Consider the following 20,838-nt stretch of genomic DNA (forward strand, 5'->3'; position numbering starts at 1 on the left):
CGTGGGGGGTAAAGGCAGCGTTGGCAAGGGTTGGGGAATCTTGGCACTATTGGGATCGATGGTTAAATCATTGTTGGTCACTTGTTGCTGTTGATAAAATGCGATCGCTATTCCCCCGATAGTTATTAGGGCTGAGGCGATTAATCCCGTCCAGATAAGGGCATTTTTTCGAGTTTTCTGGCGAATTAATGGGGGTATTAGGGGGCTTTCATGGTTATATTCCCCTAAAGCATTGGCTAGATCGAATAATTGCGATGTGGTTAATTCAATCTCCTGTTTATTCTGATCGGTTAGCAGGGAACCTAAAAATAATTGATGCTGGAGAAGTCCCTGACAACGGAGAGAGGGTAAGGAGGGGAGATGACTTTCGGGGGAACCACTAGCCACGAAAGAGAGGGTAGAAACGGGACTAGAGAGTAAATTCTGCACATAATTAGCGACAATTTCCCCTAGGAGTTGTAATTGTGTGCGATCGCCTTTGATCGTCACCTGTTTTTCTTCACTCAATCTAGGATCATCAAAGCGCAATTGAAAGTGGGCATCGTTTAAGACATTTTTACCTAACCAAACCGCTAGAGGCGAACTATTTCCCCAAATTTCTAGGGTACAGGTGGGGGGTGTATATTTGCGAATTAGATTACTCATTTTTAGTTATCGGTGGGAATTATAAATTATGAATTATGAATTATGAATTATGAACTGGGAAGCTTTTTTTTCAGTGATCAGTGATCAGTAAACTGAAAACTTACATCTGATAACTGATAACTGATAACTGATAACTGATGACTGATAGCCTTTTTACTTTTTACTTGCCAAAAGGGTGTGCCAGAGAAGGAGATGACTGCGGGGGCTGCTGTAGAACAATAAATCGATTAATAATTTCCAGGCTAGGGAAATCAGGCTAGAATCGCTGAGATTATTTTCCGATATTTCTGGGTATTTTAAGCGAAAATTAGCGATATAATTGCCCAAAAGCGTGGTTTTGACTGGTTCTTGTCCTTGAGTCCCCACTTGTTCCAAAAGAATTACGGCGCGACGGATTAACTCTTGCTTTTTTTGGGCTAGATGACAGAGGAGGAGAACTAGAGAACGGATGTCCGCGAGGGAAAGTTTTGACTGGGGTTGCCAGTAGTGGGCAGCTAGGCGATCGCTTGTATCCAGTTCTAAGGCTAATTCCTGGGCTGCTTGGGTGATAGAATCGGAGTCTAAATTAGCTAGAGAGACTAAAGCTGCCAAAATCAGGTTTAAATAGCTATTAATATTCTCTAACTGCTCGTTACTGGGTGAGATAGCTAGGGGTAAATCCTCACCCGTGGAGGACTCGGCAGACTGAGGCATAGTCAAGGACATAGATAAAAGGAATTGCCAGCAGAAAAACTTGGGTTTAGGAGAAAAAATCACTGGTTCTAAAGTGTAATAATAATTTAGATTGTTCTTTTCTTGCACGTCCGCTCACCGATTGCCTCCCACCCAATGAGTTTAGAATCCGCTACCGATGAAGTCATTAAGCAAAATTTAGAACAATTTCTAATTGTTTTGTCCGTTTCCCTGAGTGTGGCCACGGTTTCGAGGATTTTTAGCTGGTTTCGCCAAATTCCTTACACCCTATTGTTAGTGATAGTCGGTTTAGGTTTAGCCTTCATCGATATCCGTCTGGTGAACCTATCCCCCGAACTGATTCTAGAAATTTTTCTGCCCCCTTTGCTATTTGAAGCCGCTTGGAATACGCGCTGGCGAGATCTGAAGGATAATTGGATTCCCGTCAGTCTTTTCGCTATTGTCGGCGTAATTATCTCGATTTTCGGGGTTGGTTTTACCCTCGATGAATTGACCAATTTACCCCTATTTACGGCATTATTAGTGGGTGCGAGCCTTTCTTCTACGGATCCCGTCGCTGTTGTCGCTCTTTTTCGCGAATTGGGGGCCAGTAAAAAACTCACCGTGCTTTTGGAAGGGGAAAGCTTATTTAATGATGGGGTCGCTGTGGTCGCTTTCGCTCTTTTGGTGGAAATTCCCCTCGGTGCTAGTGGTCTATCCTTAGAGACAACCATTAGCCGGATTGCGGCTTTTATCGGTATCGGGGTGGCAGTGGGTTGTTTAGTGGGTTTTGGTATTTCCTATCTGACTCAACGTCTGGATTTACCCCTAGTGGAACAGTCTTTAACTCTTGTGTCCGCCTACGGTGCTTATTTATTAACCGAGGAGTTCGGGGGTTCGGGGGTAATCGGAGTGGTGACTACGGGGATTATTTTAGGTAATTTTGGCTCTAGAATCAGTATGAGTCCCCGTACCAGGCTATTAGTCACGGAATTCTGGGAGTTTCTCGCTTTTTTTGTTAATTCGATCGTTTTTCTCCTCATCGGCGATCAGATCCGTCTCTCCAGTTTAGCCGATAATCTCAATTTAATTTTTATCACGATCGCCGCCGTGGTAGCGGCCCGTTTTCTGGCTACCTTTGCTTTAGGAACTGTTAGTAATGCCTTGATGGAAACTAAAATTAATTGGCGAGAAAAAACGGTTTTATGGTGGGGAGGTTTGCGCGGTTCCGTTTCTATTGCCCTAGCTTTAAGTGTGCCGGTTATTTTTCCCAATCGTCAGGATATCATCGATATAGTTTTCGGAGTTGTTCTCTTTACCCTGTTGGTTCAGGGATTAACTATTCAAACTTTCCTATCGAGATTAGACTTAATCGGTGATCAACCAATTCGAGAAAACTATGCGGAACTTTTAGCCCGACGGGTAGCTTTAAAAAGGGTTTTAGACTATCTTTCTAAGTTAGATAAATCTCCCGATGTTGCCCCCGAATTTTTTAGTTATGAGCAGCATCTCGTCAAAGAAAAGTTAAAGACTGTAGAATCGGAAATACAATCTCTCAACGATAGTTATCCCCAATTACAGCTATTAACAATGGAACAACTTCGGGAAACCCTCCTAGATATCGAAGCTGATACCTACGCTGAATTTATTCGAGCCGGCCGTTTAACTAGCAATTTATCCCCCGTCCTTCAAGAAATTCTCGCTGAAAGTAAAATTAGTGAACAGTAGGACTATTTTGGGGTATATACCTGAACTTTCCCCGTATAAATATACCGCTCATCTGAGTTCAGTATGCTAAAGATCGAAGACAAATTTCTCAAACAGTTTTCACACAACTATTTTGGCTCTTGATAACCGTCCTGTTGCATTTTAGGTTCTGTAATCTTGGGCAAGAGAGGGATTAAGTTTTTATAAATTTGTAGATAACATACTAAACTAGGACAAGCCCATTGGTATGGGAGACGATAGTTTCGATCGATACCGACTCCACAGACTATCTTGGCTTATCCTTTACTAAAGTTCTTCAGCCAAAGCTAAGACACGCTGATATAGCTGAGGGCTGACGCGAAAACCAGCTTGGCTGATCAAGGTATCAATAACAGGTTGAACTTGAGGGATGAGGCTTCTTTGTTTGGCAACGAGCAGAATGCCCAGAATACCAATGATAGACAGCCCTAGCCGCAGGGCTTCTTGCCGCCCCAAGCGTTCATCAATGAGCAGATCATCAGCTTGTAGCTCAAGGGCCAAGGCTATGGCATTCGCTTCTCCAGCATCCAATCCTCGTTCTTGCTGAAGCTGGTTAACGAGTTCGGAGTTGGTGAGGGGTTGGGGTTGAATCCAGCCGGATTGGAGAATGGCTGGAATGAGGGGATTACTTGCCTCTGTTAGCTCCCTAGCAACAACGTCTGGAATAATAACGGTTTGGTAAATTGACTCTAGCAGCCAGAGATGATCGATAATCGCTAGATTGGCAAGGGCGGAGGTATCGCTGACGACGATCATAGCCAGCCTCGATCGCGCAGATGCTGAACATCCTGCTCAAAGTCTTCTACATCGTAGTGAACACAAATACCGCGATCTGCCAGCAGTTTTTGAAAGTCCATGACTTCCATCCCGGCAATTTTACTGGCGCGACTGAGGGAAATCCGCTCTTGCTGAAACAGCGCAATGGCAATCTCCCGGAGCCAATCGCCTTGGTTAAAAGTTTCGCCTTGGCTGAGGTTATCCGGTAGGTTCAGGGTAATTTGCATTGAGACATCCTCACGCGCTAATACTTACTTCTTCTAGCCTGCCATATCTCAGTTAAAGCTTTGGCTCTTCTGGTTTCTGTGTGGAAACGAGGTCTATACTGATAGAATATCCGTCAAAATAGTGCTGAAAGTCTTGCCCGATAAGCATTTCACGATTCCATAAGCAAAAATTATCAGACAAAATCGAGAAGAGCCATTAATTCTGTTGGGGTACTTAGAAAGGAATATCGTCTAAATTTTCCTCCACCGGTGTGTCGCTAGGTTGCCAAGCGGAAGGATTAGAAAGTTCATAGGATGCGTCGTATTCAAAGTCCCCGGTGGAGACAGGTGCGACGGGTTTTTCCACCGGGGTTTTATTCGATTTGTGGGTATTGATTGGTACGACTTTTTCTGGAGTCGGGGCTGCCATTTCACCGCTACTCACGCTGCCGTCAAGATGATAGAGATGACTAATGACTAATTCGGCCCGTTTTTCCTTAAAACCTTCGGGACGATCGATCGTCTGCATGGAGAGACGACCTTCCAAAATTACCCGATCGCCTTCATTATAGTTCTGAGCGACTTCTGAGGCCAAATTTCCCCAAGCTACGGCCCTTAAATTAGCCGGGGTTGCCTCGGCACGATTGGGGGAAAACTCGACTAACATTTGAGCGTAGGGAGTTTGATTATCTTGGGTATAACGTAATTCGGGACGACGGACAATTTTAGCCATTAAAATGCAACTGTTCATGGTCGAAAATCAGTCTGAATTTTTCTAATAGCACCATTGTACTGAAAAAGTACAATGATCACCACTGTGGAGGTTAGGGAATTTTATGGGACTCTGGTTAAGAAAAAATCTCTTTAACACTTGGTACAACGTCATCTTAACCCTTGCGGGTCTATTTCTCAGCCTCTGGGGTGGCTTAAGTTTTCTCGATTGGGCGATAACTCAGGCAAAATGGGCTGTAGTGACGGAAAATCTCGGTTTATTTGTGGTCGGTCGTTATCCAGAGCAGTCAATATGGCGAATTTGGCTGATTTTAACGATAATTGCGGCTTTATCGCTGTTTTCTTGGCAATTAAACCGGGGTCGCTTCCCCGATTGTCCCGCTTTTCTGCAGCGCTGGTGGGGATTGCTCTGGTTATTGACTTTACCTTTAATTGCTTGGTTACTATTGGGGGGATTATTTTTAAAGGCAATTCCCCTCGATGATCTCAGTGGTTTAATCTTAACTTTATTAGTAGCGATCGCAAGTATGATTTTATCTTTCCCCTTGGGGGTATTATTAGCCCTAGGGAGACAGAGTGAATTACCGGCAATTCGTTGGCTATCTATTGGCTATATCGAATTATTGCGCGGTTTACCTTTGTTGGGAATTTTATTCATGGCTCAGGTGATGTTACCTTTAATTTTACCCGCCGGAACCAGACCGGAACGGGTGATCAGAGCGATCGCCGGATTTACCCTTTTTGCGGCAGCCTATCTGGCCGAAAATGTCCGGGGTGGTTTACAAGCGATTCCCAAAGGTCAAATTGAAGCGGCCAGAGCCTTGGGTTTAAAACCGATTTTCGTTTTATTATTGATCGTTCTACCCCAAGCTTTAAAAGCGGTCATTCCCGCTATTGTTGGTCAATTTATCAGTTTATTTAAGGATACTTCCCTACTGGCGATCGTGGGACTGGTGGATCTCTTGGGTATGGCAGGATCGGTTTTGGCTAATCCGAAATTTATCGGCGATTATCCAGAGGTTTATCTATTTTTGGCGTTTATTTACTGGATTTTCTGTTATTCTATGTCCCTAGCCAGTCGTAGGTTAGAACAGCGTTGATTGGGGTGTAGGAAGTTTTATCAGTAAACTGAAAACTCCCATCTGATCAGTGATTACTGATCACTGATCACTGATAGATGGCTACCTAGCTTTTTGTCATAAATATTGATATTATTTAACAATCAGCAGCAATTTATGGTAAATATATTTATTTAGGAGAGCGAGAAAATGGCTGGATTCTTTGGCCTGTTTGGCAATAAGACGAAATACGTCGATGAACCGATGGATATGAGCGCACCGGAACCGAAAGAGGCTTTTTACTTGGAACCCGATGACGCTAAAACTCTCGGTAATATCGACTTTATGCGGACACCGATCACGATCCGACGTACTTTCCCGAAAACTGCCTCGAATAAGAAGGGTGGCGAATCGATTAAACAGATTTCTTCTATGGAAGTCAGCAAAGTCACCGATAACGGTATTGTGGCAAAATCGGCCACTTCCGAGGCTAATAGTAAGGCTAACGCTGCTAATGATAACGTTCGTCGCGCTAACGATGACAATATCAATCCTTTCCTGAAAATGGCCCGCGAAATCAAGAAATAGTATAGTAAGGTGAGCATTGGCTACCCTTGAGATTAAACTTTGGTGGGGAAAGCCCACCTTTTTTATGACCATTATTAACGGAAAAACCAAGTTATTAGGCGTAATCGGCGATCCCATCGGCCATACTCTTTCTCCCCTCATGCACAATGCCGCTATCGATGCCTTGGGGCTAAATTATGTCTATCTTCCCCTCCCGATCGCCCCGGAAAATTTAGCAACTGCGATCGCTGGTTTCGCCGCCATCGATCTACAGGGTTTTAGCATCACGATTCCCCATAAATTAGCAATTATCCCCTTATTATCGCAAATTACCGAGAAAGCAAGGCTAGTAGGTGCAGTTAATACCGTCTGGCGCACGGAAACCGGCTGGCAGGGAACGAATACCGATGTGGATGGCTTTCTCGCACCCTTGAAATCCCTTGACAAAGATTGGAGTCGGGTGAATCCAGTTATTTTAGGCAATGGCGGCGCTGCCCGGGCGGTAGTGGTGGCTTGCGCCCAGTTGGGCTGTGGCAAAATTCATCTGGTAGGACGCAATCAAAAGAAATTAGATCCTTTTAAAGAAAGTTGGGCGAATACCAGCCTCTATGACCTCCTAGAAGTGCATAGCTGGGACGAATTAGAGGGGCTGCTATCCACCACAGAACTCCTGATTAATTCTACCCCCATCGGAATGTACCCCCAGGGCGAACAATCCCCGGTTGAGCTAGAATTATTAGACCTTTTACCACCATCGGCGATCGCCTACGATCTGATTTATAATCCCCGGCCGACCAAATTTCTCCGGTTGGCCCAGACTAGAGGGATAAGAATTATTGATGGGTTAGAAATGTTAGTTAATCAGGGAGCGATCGCCCTAGAAATCTGGTTAGGTCAACCCGTCCCCGTCCCGGTCATGCGGGAAGCTTTGTTAAAACAATTCTAAATGTTAAAATCCTATTTCTGGCTTGATTTATGACCCCTTCTAGCTCCTTTTGGAAAACTCTGAATAACTCGATTCTAGTGCGCTATCTATTATTATTTGGCTGTGGCTGGAGTCTAATTATCTTAATTAACTATTTCTACGGGACGATCGCTATTTTTACTGGTTCAGCGATCCTGGCTGCTCTATTAAATTATCCCGTGGTTTGGTTATCTCGTTATCTACCGAGAGGACTAGCCATTGCTATTACCACCATAGTAGCTTTTATCCTCCTATTTAGATTAGTCACAGGCATAGGATTAGAAGCAGTTAGTCAGGGGAAAGGACTACTATTCAATCTTACCGATGCCTTGGGTCAACAAGATTTTTTACCCTTTAAAGACTTTCTCGATCGATTAGATTTGAATAAAATGGTGGGAACCCTACAAACTGGTTTAGCCACGGGTTTATCGATCGTACAGGGAGTTTTTTCCAGCGTCTTTACTGGCGTTTTCGGGGCGGTGATCAGTGTTTATATGCTCATCGACGGTGATAAACTCTGGCGAGGTTTTTTGCAGCTTCTCCCCCCAGCATACCGGGAGCGTTTTGCCAAGTCTTTTCGACAAAGTTTTCTGGGATTTATTCGCGGGCAACTGTTATTAATGCTCTTTTTATCGGTGACGAGTTTCTTAAGTTTTTCCCTATTGGGAATTCAATATGGGCTAATTTTAGCGGGTATTCTTGGTGTTATTGATGCTATCCCGGGTATCGGGGCAACCTTGGGCATTTTGTTGGTAACTATCTTGACTTTTACCTCCCAAGGACTAACAATTGCCGTTAAAGCTTTTATTGTCTGTGTTGTCTTGGTACAAATTCAAGATAATATTATTCGCCCTAAAGTTATGGGCAATGCCCTAGAATTAAACCCGGTAATTTTATTTTTATCCCTCTTTATCGGCGAAAGAATTGCGGGATTATTAGGGGTTTTTCTCTCCATTCCTATCGCTGGGATGATTGCGATCTGGATCAGTTACGGGGAAGAAAAACCAATAACAGATTTAGAGGAAAATCAGTTAAAAGAAAGTCAGGAGAATTAAGGGCTGATCCCCAGTTTCTACTATACAATTAGGGAAATTTGTTATCTACAAAACTCGATCGCTACCTATGGAAAACCTAGATTTAAAGAAATCCTCACCCCTCTTACTTATCTCACCGTTTTTTCTCTGGGGAACAGCGATGGTAGCGATGAAGGGTGTTATCCCCCACACCACCCCCCTATTTATGGCGGCAATTCGCCTTGTTCCCGCCGGAATGTTAGTTTTAATGATAGCTTGGTTTTTAGGTCGTCCTCAGCCCAAAACCCTGCAAGCATGGTTATGGATTGCCCTTTTTGCTCTCATGGATGGCACTCTTTTTCAAGGTTTTCTGGCATTGGGATTAAATCGCACTGGGGCAGGGTTAGGATCGGTAATTATTGACTCCCAACCCCTAGCGGTGGCTTTAATGTCCAGTTGGCTATTTAAAGAAGTTATCGGTGTCTGGGGGTGGTTGGGATTGGGTTTAGGAATTGGGGGAATTAGTTTAATTGGCTTGCCCGATCAATGGTTTTATGACTTTTTTGGACAAAAAGCGGTAAATATTGACTTTAGCTGGCAGGAATTACTAAATAGCGGCGAAATGCTCATGCTTTTGGCTTCCCTATCCATGGCGGTGGGAACAGTCTTAATCCGGTTTGTCTGTCGTCATGCGGATCCCGTCAGCGCCACAGGATGGCACATGATTTTAGGAGGATTGCCGCTATTTTTAGCTTCAGGTTTCACCGAATCCCATCAATGGCAAAATGTAGATTTAAATGGTTGGTTAGCTTTAAGTTATGCCACTATTTTTGGTAGTGCGATCGCCTATGGAATATTCTTTTATTTAGCCGCCAAAGGCAATTTAACCAGTTTAAGTTCTTTGACTTTTTTAACTCCGGTTTTTGCCCTCACTTTCGGGAATTTATTCCTCGGTGAGATGTTAAGTGTATTGCAATGGGCGGGGGTATCTTTAACCCTTGTTAGTATTTATTTAATCAATCAAAGGGAAAAAATATCCCCACAAGTGCGGGCAATTTTTGCTAATCTTTCCTCACTTATACCCAAAAGCAACTAACTCAATCTTGAGATAATACAGTTAGTTTTTCTCCCGATGGATCGTATTTAAAAAAGGCTTCTACGCCATAACCGCAGCGATCGCTATTATGGCAGAAAGCGGCGACTAAACTACCGCGACGAAAACAACCAATTTGACAGTAAACCTCGTCTGGTTGCAGACAGGCAACGGCTAGATTGAGCAGGGGAAAGAGATTGCGATCAGGATAAGAGGCGGTTTTTTCGCTTAAAAGGGTTAATTGCTCGGAAATAGGCGACATTAAAGCCGATACCCAATCCTGATACTGTTGGGGCAGTTTTTCTAAGAATTTCTGTAAATCCATACCTTGCTTTCCCGAAAACTATAATCCTTTTCCAATATCGTAAATCATCGTGCTTGTCATCAGGTCACAGACTTAATTGTGGAAGAGTGCTAATCTAACTATTAGCCTATTAGCACAAGTAGAGGAGCTTCTAATATGCCCTACAAATGCTTCCAGATCAAATTTTGGGGAGTGCGGGGGAGCATTCCCTGTCCAGGTTCGGAAACAGTTCGTTATGGTGGTAATACTTCCTGTGTGGAGATGCAAGTCGGTAGAGAAAGATTAATCTTTGACGGTGGTACGGGGTTACGCATCCTAGGACAGTCTTTGATGACAGAAAGTCCAGTGAAAGCCCATTTATTTTTCAGCCATTCCCATTGGGATCATATTCAGGGTTTTCCTTTTTTTATCCCCGCTTTTATCAGGGGCAATACTTTTAAAATCTATGGGATTCCCTCCCCCAACGGAGCAACCATCAAGCAAACATTACACGATCAGATGTTACATCCTAATTTTCCCGTGCCTTTGCAGATTATGCGGGCTGATTTAGAATTTTATGATCTAGAAATGGGCGAAACCCTCTACTGTGCCGATTTCAGCGTCGAAACCCGTCCTTTAAATCATCCCGGGGAAGCGGTGGGTTATCGGGTAAATTGGCAGGGTTTATCGGCAGCTTATATTACCGATACGGAACATTTTCCTGATCGCTTTGATGATAACGTTTTGGCTTTAGTCCGGCAAGCGGATGTGATGATTATTGATGCTACCTACACCGATGAGGAATACAACGATCCTCAGTATTCTAAGGTGGGTTGGGGTCATTCCACTTGGCAGCAGGCAGTCAAAATCGCCCAGGCAGCCCAAGTTAAGCAGCTAGTTCTATTTCATCACGATCCCGCCCATAATGACGATTTTCTTGATCGCATTGGGGAACAGGTAAGAAAGATTTTCCCTGAAACTATTCTCGCCCGGGAAGGCCTCTCGATCGAACTGCGACCGGAAGATGATCAAATAGATGAAGCGTAATCTAAGTCACTGTTCCCACCATGAAGATAACTGCTGTGGATGCTCAAAAGCTTATCCCCCTGGGCGCAGATAGGATAGAATGGTAAGTATCTAAGCACAATTAATTACACATCTAAGCCACTACTCCGTCAGACTTCTGCTGTGAGTAAACAGTGAACTGAAAACTCAAATCCGATCCCTAATAGCTGTATCCCGTCTCCTGTCTCCTGTCTCCTGTCTCGACTAGGAAATTAACTTTGCACGACTACTTATAACTTGATCTGGGATTTTCTCTGGTGCTATATTATAAAAATGTCCAATCAATCCTCACCTAACTCCACAGAAATACAAGCAATTTTTGATCAGATCGCTCCCGAATATGACCGACTTAATCAAGAATTAAGTTTAGGATTACACCGCGTCTGGAAATTAATGACAGTCAAGTGGTGTCAACCCGAAAAAGGCGATTTTGCCCTCGATGTCTGTTGTGGCAGCGGCGACCTGACTAACCTATTATCAAAACAAGTGGGTAAAACCGGCAAAGTGATCGGACTAGATTTTTCCCCACAACAATTAAAAATCGCCCGTCAACGTTTTAGCGCCACTAATATTAACTGGATGGAAGGGGATGCCCTCAATTTACCCTTTGCCGATTCTAGCTTTGATTGTGCCACTATTGGCTATGGATTACGCAATGTGGTGGATATTACCCAATCTTTGGGGGAATTATACCGAGTCCTGAAACCGGGTGCTAAAGCGGCGATTCTGGACTTCCATCAACCCACCCAAACCATCGCCAAATTATTCCAAAACTGGTATCTCGATCATATCGTCGTTCCCGCCGCCGAGCGTTACGGTTTAACTGACCAGTACGCTTATATTAGTCCCAGTATCGATCGCTTTCCCCAGGGCCCAGAACAGGTAAAATTAGGCTATCAGTCGGGATTTTCCAGCGCTGTTCACTATCCACTCCTAGCAGGACTGATGGGAGTGTTAGTCTTGAAGAAATAACCTACTGACATTTCCGTTTATTTTTTGCTGCTAAATTGAATCTCCCTACTCTTTGGACATGGATCTTACCGCCGATCGCGGGGGCAATTATTGGCTATTTTACGAACGATGTAGCCATAAAAATGCTATTTCGTCCCTACAAGGCGATTTATATCGGTAAGCGTCCTCTTCCCTTCACTCCGGGGTTAATTCCTCGCAATCAAGATCGATTAGCTGTCCGGGTATCGGATACGATCATGGGTTCCCTGTTAACTCCCGAGGAACTACAAAAACTGGCTAAACGACTCCTCGACACGGAAAGGGTACAGGGGGCGATACTCTGGCTGTTACAATTAGCTTTAAAACAAATAAAAGGCGATCGGCAAGCAAAAACCGCCGAGATTTTGGCGGCGATTCTTCACGATTTATTCGGGGAATCTTTAGCAAGATTACTAAAAGTTTTAGCCCGACGACAGGACTTTTTAGAAAAACAGATCAATCAAATTTTTGATCGCCTAGTCTTAGAATTTTCTCTCAGTGAACAACAGGCGCGACAATTCTCCGATTGGTTATTAGAAACTGTCCTACCTGCTGATGTTATCCGTCTAGCTTTAATCGATTTTTTAACCGATCGCAATATTCAAGTTATCGATGAAGGATTTCGGGAAAAAACCAGTGGAACCTATTGGGTAGTAGCCAATTTATTCGGTTTACGCAATGCTCTCGCTCGCTTACGCACTTTTTGCCTTGATGAAAAGGATTTAGCTAATACCAGAATCAAAGAATTATTACTATCTTTAGAGATGCGTAATCGTCTGAAAAACTGGTTACAAAGTATCTCTTTGCAAAATTTACCTATCTCCACCGTCAGACAATTGCGTAAAACCACCAGAGACACGGTGCGAATTTATATTCAAGAAAGTGGCGAACAATTTTTGCAAGATTTTGGACAAACGATCGACTGGGATCAAATCGCTAATTTAATTATTAATCGTCTGCAATCTTCGGAGTCAATGACTACATCATTAGGGGTAATTAGTCAAGAGTTAGCGTTAATTTTAGAGCGTTATCTAGAGGAAGATTTAGAGAAATTAGTCGCCCAAATGATCCCAATTCTCAACATCGATCAGGTGATCCGCGATCGGGTAAATGCCACTTCTCCGGCCGATCTGGAAAATGCTATTCAAGGAATTGTTAAACAAGAATTACAGGGAATTGTTAATCTTGGTGGTATTCTCGGTCTTCTAGTTGGACTAATACAAACAATTATTTTAATTGCACAAAATCCGGCGTAATAATTGGGGGGTTAAACTAAGTTAACCCACCAGAATCATCCCGTTTATTGTTAAGGTAAAATCAAAAAACTTCCCTGACAGAAAAGAGTTTGATCGTCAAGAATAAAAGATTTAATCTCCACATCTTTGCCTAAATCGACGGTAAAAGGTTGCAAATCAATAGATAAATCTGGGGCTAAACCTTGCCATTGTCGGGGATTAATCCCTAAAGTGCGGGCATCTTCTAGGGTAATATCAGCGCTAAAAATTACTTCTGCACCTGTTTCTCTATGGCCGAGAAGAGAGAAATAACCCTGATTTAAGAGAACATTTTTCCAGTTAAAACGCTGTTGTGAGATAATTTCTCTGGCGTTAACAATTCCGTTATTTTCTAGGGAAAAAATTAGTAAATCGGCAAAAGCATTAACTAAAATAGTCGAGGCGATCGAATTATTTAAATCCTGTTCGTTAATTTCCACCTCACCGCTAACCCGAATAGGTTCCAAAATCTTTAGGGGTTTCCCTCGCAAAACCTGCCCGATATTAAGACGAATATTTTCCCCTCTTAATTGCGCTTTACCTAGATGTAAACCCTGATAAATCGCCTTTCCTACGGCTAAAAATACCCCAGGGATATAACCGCGCAAAATTTGCCGATCATGACCTTGCAGCTGCATTTCTAAATCTTCTATCTGTTCTACTTGCGTTCTTAAGAACAGACGTACTGCTGGCGGCAAAACCTTACTAATAATCTCACTTTGAGTATTAACCCACATAAACGTTATCTCACTCACTCCACAATGTTTCTAATTGTAACAGAGCTAGATCGATCGAACCATGAGGGGCTGCCGTCAGCTATCCGTTAGGGACTTGCGCTTTGATAATGTACCTTTTGGGCGAACGCAGTTCGCCCCTACATTGTGGACAAAATCCGTTACTGTAGGGGCGCAATGCTTGCGCCCTCCGATCGATTGGGATATTATTCCCACGCAAGTCCCTTATAGGTAAAAACTTCGCTACTTTCTTTTCACTGATTACTGATTACTGAACACTGAAAAGCCACTAATTTTTAGGTTTTTGAGGCGTTGAGGGAATTAAAACGAGGGGAAAGATAGGCGACTAAAATTCCAAGGGCAAAACCGATTAAATTGCGGAAAAGGGGCAGTAATTCACTGGTGCGAGTAACCACCGGTCCGATGCCAAAAGCAACAAAGAGGATAAACCAGAGGGGAGAGACAATTAAAACCCATTGCCAAGCGAAAACCTGTCCTTCTTTGCGGGGAATACCGGCAAAACCGAAGACTAAACCGCCGACAATTGAGGTAATTAAAGTTAAAATCCACTGTTCCCTCGGTAAACCGGGGACCACCGCACAACCACCTTTAACTAAACAGCCTTTTACCGTGTCTAAGGATTGTACGATCGCATTATTTTCGCCATTTTCCCGGACAAAATACATATTACCGAAACGGGCCTGTAATTCGATCCAAAAAGTGCGGGGTAAAAATTCATAGACGGCATCACCAATACTAAAAGATAGTAGATTACCGCCGCGACCATCGGCCACTAGGAGAATACTTTTATCATCCAATCCCCAGAAATTAATCACTGCTCGGCCGGGGCTGCGGTCATATTGGGTTAAAACTCGCATTTTCCAGCCGGTTTCCCCTTGAAATGTCTCGATATCTTGGATTAATGCCTCTTCCTGTTTTGCGGGTAGATAATTGGCTAAATCAACGATCGGAGTGGTTTCATTGGGCAGTAATTCGGGATTATTCACCGCTAGAGCTTGATCCGGGCAGATAATCCAACCCAGACAGCTAATGACACCAATTACAAGAGCGATCGAGATTCCTCGGCAAAAACGATTGAGCATAGCACTTCTAGACAATGAGAATTTTTTCAGCAAGGGTGTAGGCTAACTTTCAGTTTCTTTACACTTATTTACTTTATCTTAAGGGAATTCTCAACTTTAGTCACCCAGTTAGGGACTTGCGCTTTGATAATGTACCTTTTGGGCGAACGCAGTTCGCCCCTACATTAATGTACCTTTTGGGCGAACGCAGTTCGCCCCTACATTATGGACAAAATCCGTTACTGTAGGGGCGCAAGGAACCTGCGCCCTCCGATCGCCCAGGTTTGCTGATCACCCTAAGTAGGGGGAGAGCCTTTGAGAGTCCCCGCAGCTAAGGGACTTGCGCTTTGATAATATGCCATCTGGCCGGCCTGATTCTTCTACAGAGCGATTTTCTGGCTAGGATATTATTCCCACGCAAGTCCCTTATCGGTCATCAGATGCGAGTTTTCAGTTCACTCTCCAGAAACTCAACTCAAGCTGATGAGGTCTCAACCAGTGGCATTAACCGGATCTTTTGCCAAAATGGAGTAAATATAGTAGCGGGGGAATGGTCAATGACAGCACAGGAAGTATTAGAGTTAATTCAACGGGCAAAAGACGAAAGAGCGGGGGAGTTGGATCTGTCCGACAAAAACTTAACAGAAATTCCCCCCGAAATCGCTCAACTCACCTCCCTGCAAGAACTCAACCTCAGCAATAACCAAATCAGGGAGATTCCAGAAGCGCTCGCTCAACTCACCTCCCTGCAAGGCCTCGGCCTCAGCAATAACCAAATCAGGGAGATACCAGAAGCGCTCGCTCAACTCACCTCCCTGCAAAGCCTCTTTCTCGACAATAACCAAATCAGGGAGATACCAGAAGCGCTCGCTCAACTCACCTCCCTGCAAGGCCTCGGCCTCAGCAATAACCAAATCAGGGAGATACCAGAAGCGCTCGCTCACCTCACCTCCCTGCAAATCCTCGACCTCAGCAATAACCAAATCAGCGAGATACCAGAAGCGCTCGCTCAACTCACCTCCCTGCAATTCCTCTATCTCAACAATAACCAAATCAGGGAGATTCCAGAAGCGCTCGCTCACCTCACCTCCCTGCAATTCCTCTATCTCAGCGATAACCAAATCAGGGAGATTCCAGAAGCACTCGCTCAACTCACCTCCCTGCAATTCCTCGACCTCAGCAATAACCAAATCAGCGAGATACCAGAAGCGCTCGCTCAACTCACCTCCCTGCAATTCCTCAACCTCAGCAATAACCAAATCAGCGAGATACCAGAAGCGCTCGCTCACCTCACCTCCCTGCAATACCTCTATCTCAGCAATAACCAAATCAGGGAGATACCAGAAGCGCTCGCTCACCTAGTCAACCTGAAGCGATTAGTCCTCGAAAATAACCCGATTACCAACGTTCCCCCGGAAATTATTCGTCAGGGATGGGGTGAAGAAATATGGGATGATGGCAACCCGCAGGCGATTTTTAGTTATCTCAAGCATAAAGGGGAAAAACGCCCTCTTAATGAGCTTAAAGTTTTATTGGTGGGGGAGGGGGATGTGGGGAAAACTTCCCTGTTAAAGCGGTTACTGCACAATACCTTTAATTCCGGAGAACCCAAGACCCCCGGCATTAATATTGAAAAGTGGCAACTGCCCCAAAAACCCGATATTCGCCTCAATATCTGGGATTTTGGCGGTCAGAAAGTGATGCAAACCACCCATCAGTTTTTTCTGACTAAACGCAGTCTTTATCTGCTTGTCCTCGACAACCGCAAAAATGAACAGCAAAACCGTCTGGAATATTGGTTAAAACTCATTGAAACCTACGGAGGCAATTCTCCCGTGATTATCGTGGGTAATTGTGCCGATGAAAATCCCCCGCAAGTTAAGATCCGCACCCTCCAGAAAAAATATCCCCAAATCACCAAGCTAATCGCCACTTCCTGTAAAACCGGTGCGGGAATCGAGGAACTTGTGCAGGAAATCGCCTCTCAAATCGATGCTATTCCCCATATCAAAGATTTATTGCCTAATAGTTGGTTTCAGATCAAAACTCAACTAGAAACGATGCAAAAGAGTTATGACTTTATTTCCTACGAAAAGTATCAGGAAATGTGTCAGAAAGCCAAGATTAAAGAGGCCAGCGATCAAAAAAGTTTAGTGCAGTTTCTCCACGATCTCGGTATTGTCCTCAACTACCAAGATGATCCGCGACTGAATGAAACCAATGTCCTGAACCCGGAATGGGTAACTAGCGGTGTTTATGATATTCTCAATAATGGCTCTTCGTTACTTGGTATGGTTCGATAGGGGGGCATAAATCGACTAAATCCTTATCTGGCAAGGGATTTAATTGATTAGTTCGCTCTAGACGAAAATAATTGACAAAAATCGCTAAATGCCTTTCTATATAGGGGTTCCATCCCTTATAACCCCCGTCCATTGCATAACACAAACCGAAGAGCCTCAATAATCACGATTTGATGGTGCAAAAAAAGGGCATTCTTTCACTGCCAGATCTGGCAAATATTCTCAAACAACCCCAACGTTATCCCGAAAATAAACGCGGATTTTTGATGGATTTGATGGGAAAATTTGAACTCTGTTTTCCTCTTGATGGGTACAGTCCCGCTCGCTATCTAATCACCGATCTTCTACCCATCGATGAACCGGATGTAGATATCTACGAAAACGCACCTTTACACTTCCAGTACCGTTATGATATCCTGCCCGGTAGCATTATTTCCCGCTTTATCGTCCGTAATCACCAGATGATCTATAAAACCATGCGTTGGCGTAGTGGTGTGGTTCTGACAATGGATCTTAATAAAGCTTTGGTGCGTGCCGACGAGGAAGATAACTATATCAGCATAAAAGCCCAGGGTTCCCGTGCTAGTGCGCTTTTAGCTATTATTAAGACAGATTTTGACAAAATTCACGCTACTATCCCTAATTTAGCCGTACAGGAAAAGTTAGTGATTCGAGAATTGCAAGGGGAACAACCCACCGGGGTAGAAGTTCCCGTCGATTATCTCCATCTGATAGAACTCGATCGCCAAGGCATCGTCGAAGCAACTCTCCCCGGTTTGCGCGGCAAATATAATATCCGCGATATCTTAGAAGGGGTGGAATCTAAGACAGAAAGAGAAAGATATCTCGACGAAAGGGAGGAACGTGGCCGCAAAAGCCGAGAAAATCGCCCTATGAGTCCCAAAACGCCAGAAACTCCCAATCTCCTGAAACCTAGTCTCGCTTTGTTGCTGGTTTTCGCTGTGGTTACTTTTATCTTTGCGGTGCTTGCCAATACTGTGCCAGTGGTACAGTTTATTACCAGCGTTTTGACAATTATTTTTATCTTTGCTCTTATTGTGATTGTGTTATTGCTCTGGACGGGTAAAATCAATGAAACGACCTTCAATCAGTTTTTAGAGGGTTTTTGGCGATCTATCACGATTTTTAAAGGACAAGAACCAAAAACCAAGAACGATGACACTTCCCAAGAAACCCCCCCATCGGAGCAGTAAAGATTTGATTACCACAGAAAGGTAACTTAGGCGAAAAACTTTACAAATATTTAGGGTTTGCTGAAAAAGTTTGTTGGTGGGGTTAGGATTCAGGATTCAGGATTCAGGAGTCAGTCCCGATGAAAAAATTTTCACCCCCACAGATGAAAGAGGTTTCCTTCCCCACACCCCACACCCCACACCCTACACCCTACACCCTACACCCCACACCCTACTTCCCCATCTGCTTAACTGCGTTTCCAAGTATTCCAAGCGACTTTAAAACCGATCAAGAGGCGACGGCTGCCACGATCGAGCTTGCTAAGACCAGCTTTAGCACTACCGAGACTGCGATCGACTCCTTGAACAACTTGGCGGGTACTTTTGACCCCTTCATCGATATTTTCAGTTAATTCGCTGATTTCCGCCCCTGTCAGGCGAATTGCTTCTAGAGTCGGGGGAAATTCCCGATGGAGGGTATCGAATAATTTTTCGGCACTGCGGGCTGCCCGGGCTAACTCTTGCAGAGCAGGTAAAGCGGCGATGAAAACCGCCGTTAAACTAACGGCGACTAGCAGTAAAGAACATCCTAGCCAGAAAATAGGTTCGGTCATTTAGTAGTGATTCGAGTGTTGATTATCGCCTTGGGGGGATTCTTGCGAGTCGGGGAAAGGATTGTCTGTGGCTAGACTTTGACTAGCTTCGATTCCGGCTGTCACCGCCTCTTTTAATCTCATTAAAGTATCATCCCAATTACGCCGGGCCGATTCCGATAGGCGATCGGCCTGCAATTGCATCGTCGTGGTCAGATCTTCGGCTAATTCTGGCAAAGCCCTGGCGGATTTTTGCAGAATTCGACGGGTTTCTTTTCCAGATCTGGGCGCTACTAATAAACCCGCCACTACTCCGATCGCACTGCCCACTAAAACCCCGACGAAGAATAAGCCGCCGTTACCGTTATTGTTATCTGCCATAGGATTGCCCCTGTACTTAATTCCCAATTTTACGGGCAATTACACTTCTCTTGTGCAGTTTCTTCGGCAAAAATTTTGACCTGTTGCTCTTGGTAAGCAGCAACAGACCTAGAAGGGATAAATTGAGAAAAAACTAGCGATCAGGTAAAACCCGATTTTATGGCTGACTTTGAGCCAATAAGGAAGTGAAAAAGAAGAACCTCTGGGAGTCTTGCCGTGTTTCGACCCCAAAGGTTCCTCTTATACTGAACTTATACTCCTCACACAATATTTATATTACACACAACCCACTGCTTTTGTCAAGAGGTTTATGACATTTTTTTCCACAGACCTCTGGCCAAATTAATTTCCCAGGGCCGTTAGGCGCTCTTGTCGGGGACAGCTATCAATATCAACTATTGCCTTCAAGCCACGTTTTTAAATCTCGTTCTGGTTTGGCCACATTGAATAAATGTAAACCAAAATCCTCTGAAATATCTTGACAAATTTTCACTCCTCTGATGCTGTTGCCTTTTTCATCTAAAAGGGGCGAAAAAGTCCCAATTCCCAACTGATGGGGGACTACTGCCGTAATTCCGCCCCCGACACCGCTTTTTGCTGGTAATCCTACCCGATAGGCCCATTCTCCTGAAGCGTCGTACATTCCACAGGTAAGCATAACACTGATCACATCTTGAACGTAGTGTTCATCGATCGCCCGTATTCCTGTGATTGGGTTGACACCTCCATTAGCTAAGGTAGCAGCCATCAGAGCTAAATCGTGAGCATGGACGAGAATGGCGCATTGTTGACAGTAAAGATCGAGGGTTTCTTCAATTTTATCGCTAACCATGCCAAAATTTAGCATCAGATAAGCCATAGCCCGATTGCGATTGCCGGTGGATTTTTCCGAGAGAAAAACGGGGACATTAATCTCGTGATCCCTACCCGTATAGCGTTTAAACATTTCTAAAATACGTTTTAGCCTTTCGGTGGCATTCTGTCCGGTGATTAAATCCGTGGTAGCGATCGCACCAGCATTAACCATAGGATTATAGGGACGATTGGTTTTTTCATCGAGAATAATCGAGTTAAAAGCTTCTCCCGTGGGTTCAACACCGACTTTACTATTAACGTATTCCCTTCCGTGATCTTCTAGAGCTAATCCAAAGACAAAAGCTTTAGAAATCGATTGCACTGTAAAGGTTTGCTGACAGTCTCCCACCTCAAAAATCTGACCATCAGTGCTAATTACGGAAATACCAAACCATTCTGGAGCTGCTAGGGCTAATTCCGGAATATAATCGGCGATATTACCCGTCTGTAAATCAGAGTATTTTGCGTGAAGATAGTTAAGATAGTTCCGAAAAGGATAGACTAACTCTTGCTCGGAATTGACGGGACTAATAAAATCTTTTGGGGAAGCCATAGAGGAGTATAGCAGTTATCGTTTAATTGCCACTCTAGAGACGTTAATAGGCACATCTC

Annotated in this window: 19 protein-coding genes and 3 pseudogenes; 11 read left to right on the plus strand and 11 right to left on the minus strand. The window is 44.1% G+C overall.

Annotated features, from left to right (window positions below):
- Nucleotides 1-645 (minus strand): DUF4335 domain-containing protein (locus IQ224_RS05675; RefSeq protein WP_194032683.1); only part of this gene is annotated, 645 nt, incomplete at its 3' end.
- Nucleotides 646-798: 153 nt separating this feature from the next.
- The gene (locus IQ224_RS05680) at nucleotides 799-1,338 is read right to left on the minus strand and encodes a DUF3038 domain-containing protein (protein WP_004157023.1); all 540 of its coding nucleotides are present in this window, start codon (nucleotides 1,336-1,338) and stop codon (nucleotides 799-801) included.
- Nucleotides 1,339-1,473: 135 nt separating this feature from the next.
- Between IQ224_RS05680 and IQ224_RS05685 the strand changes: the two genes are divergently transcribed.
- Entirely contained in the window at nucleotides 1,474-3,045 is a 1,572-nt protein-coding gene (locus IQ224_RS05685; RefSeq protein WP_004157018.1) for a Na+/H+ antiporter, read from the plus strand.
- A 285-nt stretch (nucleotides 3,046-3,330) separates the two neighbouring features.
- Here IQ224_RS05685 and IQ224_RS05690 read toward each other — a convergent pair whose 3' ends face one another.
- The 3 genes from IQ224_RS05690 to IQ224_RS05700 all read right to left on the minus strand — a co-directional run bounded on the left by IQ224_RS05690 (nucleotide 3,331) and on the right by IQ224_RS05700 (nucleotide 4,797).
- A complete protein-coding gene (locus IQ224_RS05690; protein ID WP_194032684.1) occupies nucleotides 3,331-3,819 on the minus strand; it encodes a DUF3368 domain-containing protein in 489 nt (162 codons plus the stop codon).
- Nucleotides 3,816-4,067, minus strand: a complete 252-nt coding sequence (locus IQ224_RS05695; protein ID WP_004157000.1) for a UPF0175 family protein — start codon at nucleotides 4,065-4,067, stop codon at nucleotides 3,816-3,818. Before IQ224_RS05695 ends, IQ224_RS05690 begins: the two co-directional genes overlap by 4 nt.
- A gap of 214 nt (nucleotides 4,068-4,281) precedes the next feature.
- A complete protein-coding gene (locus tag IQ224_RS05700) occupies nucleotides 4,282-4,797 on the minus strand; it encodes a single-stranded DNA-binding protein (protein WP_002788716.1) in 516 nt (171 codons plus the stop codon).
- A gap of 85 nt (nucleotides 4,798-4,882) precedes the next feature.
- Here IQ224_RS05700 and IQ224_RS05705 point away from each other — a divergent pair, with 85 nt between their 5' ends.
- From IQ224_RS05705 to IQ224_RS05725, 5 genes are all read left to right on the plus strand, one after another.
- The gene (locus IQ224_RS05705) at nucleotides 4,883-5,878 is read left to right on the plus strand and encodes an amino acid ABC transporter permease (RefSeq protein WP_004156991.1); all 996 of its coding nucleotides are present in this window, start codon (nucleotides 4,883-4,885) and stop codon (nucleotides 5,876-5,878) included.
- A gap of 168 nt (nucleotides 5,879-6,046) precedes the next feature.
- On the plus strand, nucleotides 6,047-6,424 hold the full coding sequence (locus tag IQ224_RS05710) for a hypothetical protein (RefSeq protein ID WP_002754350.1): 378 nt from the start codon (nucleotides 6,047-6,049) through the stop codon (nucleotides 6,422-6,424).
- Between the two features lie 64 nt (nucleotides 6,425-6,488).
- Nucleotides 6,489-7,349 carry a shikimate dehydrogenase gene (locus IQ224_RS05715; RefSeq protein WP_194032685.1) on the plus strand — a complete coding sequence of 287 codons (861 nt, stop codon included), beginning with the start codon at nucleotides 6,489-6,491 and terminating at the stop codon, nucleotides 7,347-7,349.
- Nucleotides 7,350-7,378: 29 nt separating this feature from the next.
- Nucleotides 7,379-8,422 carry an AI-2E family transporter gene (locus IQ224_RS05720; protein ID WP_194032686.1) on the plus strand — a complete coding sequence of 348 codons (1,044 nt, stop codon included), beginning with the start codon at nucleotides 7,379-7,381 and terminating at the stop codon, nucleotides 8,420-8,422.
- A gap of 67 nt (nucleotides 8,423-8,489) precedes the next feature.
- Nucleotides 8,490-9,476: a DMT family transporter gene (locus tag IQ224_RS05725; RefSeq protein ID WP_004156976.1), complete on the plus strand. Its 987-nt coding sequence runs from the start codon at nucleotides 8,490-8,492 to the stop codon at nucleotides 9,474-9,476.
- 4 nt (nucleotides 9,477-9,480) lie between these two features.
- Here the strand turns inward: IQ224_RS05725 and IQ224_RS05730 are convergent.
- Nucleotides 9,481-9,798: pseudogene (locus tag IQ224_RS05730) on the minus strand (methyltransferase type 11); the annotation flags it as partial.
- 135 nt (nucleotides 9,799-9,933) lie between these two features.
- Here IQ224_RS05730 and IQ224_RS05735 point away from each other — a divergent pair.
- The 3 genes from IQ224_RS05735 (at nucleotide 9,934) to IQ224_RS05745 (ending at nucleotide 13,067) form a co-directional block, all read left to right on the plus strand.
- On the plus strand, nucleotides 9,934-10,803 hold the full coding sequence (locus IQ224_RS05735; RefSeq protein ID WP_194032687.1) for an MBL fold metallo-hydrolase: 870 nt from the start codon (nucleotides 9,934-9,936) through the stop codon (nucleotides 10,801-10,803).
- 291 nt (nucleotides 10,804-11,094) lie between these two features.
- Nucleotides 11,095-11,793 carry a bifunctional demethylmenaquinone methyltransferase/2-methoxy-6-polyprenyl-1,4-benzoquinol methylase UbiE gene (gene ubiE, locus IQ224_RS05740; RefSeq protein WP_194032688.1) on the plus strand — a complete coding sequence of 233 codons (699 nt, stop codon included), beginning with the start codon at nucleotides 11,095-11,097 and terminating at the stop codon, nucleotides 11,791-11,793.
- A gap of 35 nt (nucleotides 11,794-11,828) precedes the next feature.
- The gene (locus IQ224_RS05745; protein WP_194032689.1) at nucleotides 11,829-13,067 is read left to right on the plus strand and encodes a DUF445 domain-containing protein; all 1,239 of its coding nucleotides are present in this window, start codon (nucleotides 11,829-11,831) and stop codon (nucleotides 13,065-13,067) included.
- A 50-nt stretch (nucleotides 13,068-13,117) separates the two neighbouring features.
- Here IQ224_RS05745 and IQ224_RS05750 read toward each other — a convergent pair whose 3' ends face one another.
- The gene (locus IQ224_RS05750) at nucleotides 13,118-13,822 is read right to left on the minus strand and encodes a DUF2993 domain-containing protein (RefSeq protein ID WP_193955612.1); all 705 of its coding nucleotides are present in this window, start codon (nucleotides 13,820-13,822) and stop codon (nucleotides 13,118-13,120) included.
- 293 nt (nucleotides 13,823-14,115) lie between these two features.
- Entirely contained in the window at nucleotides 14,116-14,922 is an 807-nt protein-coding gene (locus IQ224_RS05755) for a TPM domain-containing protein (RefSeq protein WP_194032691.1), read from the minus strand.
- Nucleotides 14,923-15,458: 536 nt separating this feature from the next.
- Here IQ224_RS05755 and IQ224_RS05760 point away from each other — a divergent pair.
- Nucleotides 15,459-17,174 (plus strand): annotated as a pseudogene (locus tag IQ224_RS05760) (leucine-rich repeat domain-containing protein); the annotation flags it as partial.
- A 185-nt stretch (nucleotides 17,175-17,359) separates the two neighbouring features.
- Nucleotides 17,360-18,418: pseudogene (locus tag IQ224_RS05765) on the plus strand (COR domain-containing protein); the annotation flags it as partial.
- Between the two features lie 227 nt (nucleotides 18,419-18,645).
- On the opposite strand, the gene IQ224_RS05770 reads toward IQ224_RS05765, so the two are convergent.
- The 3 genes from IQ224_RS05770 to glsA form a co-directional block, all read right to left on the minus strand.
- Nucleotides 18,646-19,011 (minus strand): hypothetical protein, encoded by a 366-nt coding sequence (locus tag IQ224_RS05770; RefSeq protein ID WP_004156958.1) that lies wholly within the window; start codon nucleotides 19,009-19,011, stop codon nucleotides 18,646-18,648.
- Complete coding sequence (locus tag IQ224_RS05775) at nucleotides 19,012-19,371, minus strand: YtxH domain-containing protein (RefSeq protein ID WP_036400269.1); 360 nt, start codon at nucleotides 19,369-19,371, stop codon at nucleotides 19,012-19,014. It abuts the gene before it with no gap.
- 391 nt (nucleotides 19,372-19,762) lie between these two features.
- Nucleotides 19,763-20,779 carry a glutaminase A gene (gene glsA / locus IQ224_RS05780; RefSeq protein ID WP_194032690.1) on the minus strand — a complete coding sequence of 339 codons (1,017 nt, stop codon included), beginning with the start codon at nucleotides 20,777-20,779 and terminating at the stop codon, nucleotides 19,763-19,765.
- Between the last annotated feature and the right edge of the window lie 59 nt (nucleotides 20,780-20,838).

The organism is Microcystis sp. LEGE 00066 (assembly GCF_015207925.1).
GTDB classification, from domain to species: Bacteria; Cyanobacteriota; Cyanobacteriia; order Cyanobacteriales; family Microcystaceae; genus Microcystis; species Microcystis ichthyoblabe_A.

Coding starts and splice junctions, on each gene's coding strand:
- IQ224_RS05680 (WP_004157023.1), bottom strand. CDS start 1,338: ATGCCTCAGTCTGCCGAGTCCTCCACGGGTGAGGATTTACCCCTAGCT.
- IQ224_RS05685 (WP_004157018.1), top strand. CDS start 1,474: ATGAGTTTAGAATCCGCTACCGATGAAGTCATTAAGCAAAATTTAGAA.
- IQ224_RS05690 (WP_194032684.1), bottom strand. CDS start 3,819: ATGATCGTCGTCAGCGATACCTCCGCCCTTGCCAATCTAGCGATTATC.
- IQ224_RS05695 (WP_004157000.1), bottom strand. CDS start 4,067: ATGCAAATTACCCTGAACCTACCGGATAACCTCAGCCAAGGCGAAACT.
- IQ224_RS05700 (WP_002788716.1), bottom strand. CDS start 4,797: ATGAACAGTTGCATTTTAATGGCTAAAATTGTCCGTCGTCCCGAATTA.
- IQ224_RS05705 (WP_004156991.1), top strand. CDS start 4,883: ATGGGACTCTGGTTAAGAAAAAATCTCTTTAACACTTGGTACAACGTC.
- IQ224_RS05710 (WP_002754350.1), top strand. CDS start 6,047: ATGGCTGGATTCTTTGGCCTGTTTGGCAATAAGACGAAATACGTCGAT.
- IQ224_RS05715 (WP_194032685.1), top strand. CDS start 6,489: ATGACCATTATTAACGGAAAAACCAAGTTATTAGGCGTAATCGGCGAT.
- IQ224_RS05720 (WP_194032686.1), top strand. CDS start 7,379: ATGACCCCTTCTAGCTCCTTTTGGAAAACTCTGAATAACTCGATTCTA.
- IQ224_RS05725 (WP_004156976.1), top strand. CDS start 8,490: ATGGAAAACCTAGATTTAAAGAAATCCTCACCCCTCTTACTTATCTCA.
- IQ224_RS05735 (WP_194032687.1), top strand. CDS start 9,934: ATGCCCTACAAATGCTTCCAGATCAAATTTTGGGGAGTGCGGGGGAGC.
- ubiE (WP_194032688.1), top strand. CDS start 11,095: ATGTCCAATCAATCCTCACCTAACTCCACAGAAATACAAGCAATTTTT.
- IQ224_RS05750 (WP_193955612.1), bottom strand. CDS start 13,822: ATGTGGGTTAATACTCAAAGTGAGATTATTAGTAAGGTTTTGCCGCCA.
- IQ224_RS05755 (WP_194032691.1), bottom strand. CDS start 14,922: ATGCTCAATCGTTTTTGCCGAGGAATCTCGATCGCTCTTGTAATTGGT.
- IQ224_RS05770 (WP_004156958.1), bottom strand. CDS start 19,011: ATGACCGAACCTATTTTCTGGCTAGGATGTTCTTTACTGCTAGTCGCC.
- IQ224_RS05775 (WP_036400269.1), bottom strand. CDS start 19,371: ATGGCAGATAACAATAACGGTAACGGCGGCTTATTCTTCGTCGGGGTT.
- glsA (WP_194032690.1), bottom strand. CDS start 20,779: ATGGCTTCCCCAAAAGATTTTATTAGTCCCGTCAATTCCGAGCAAGAG.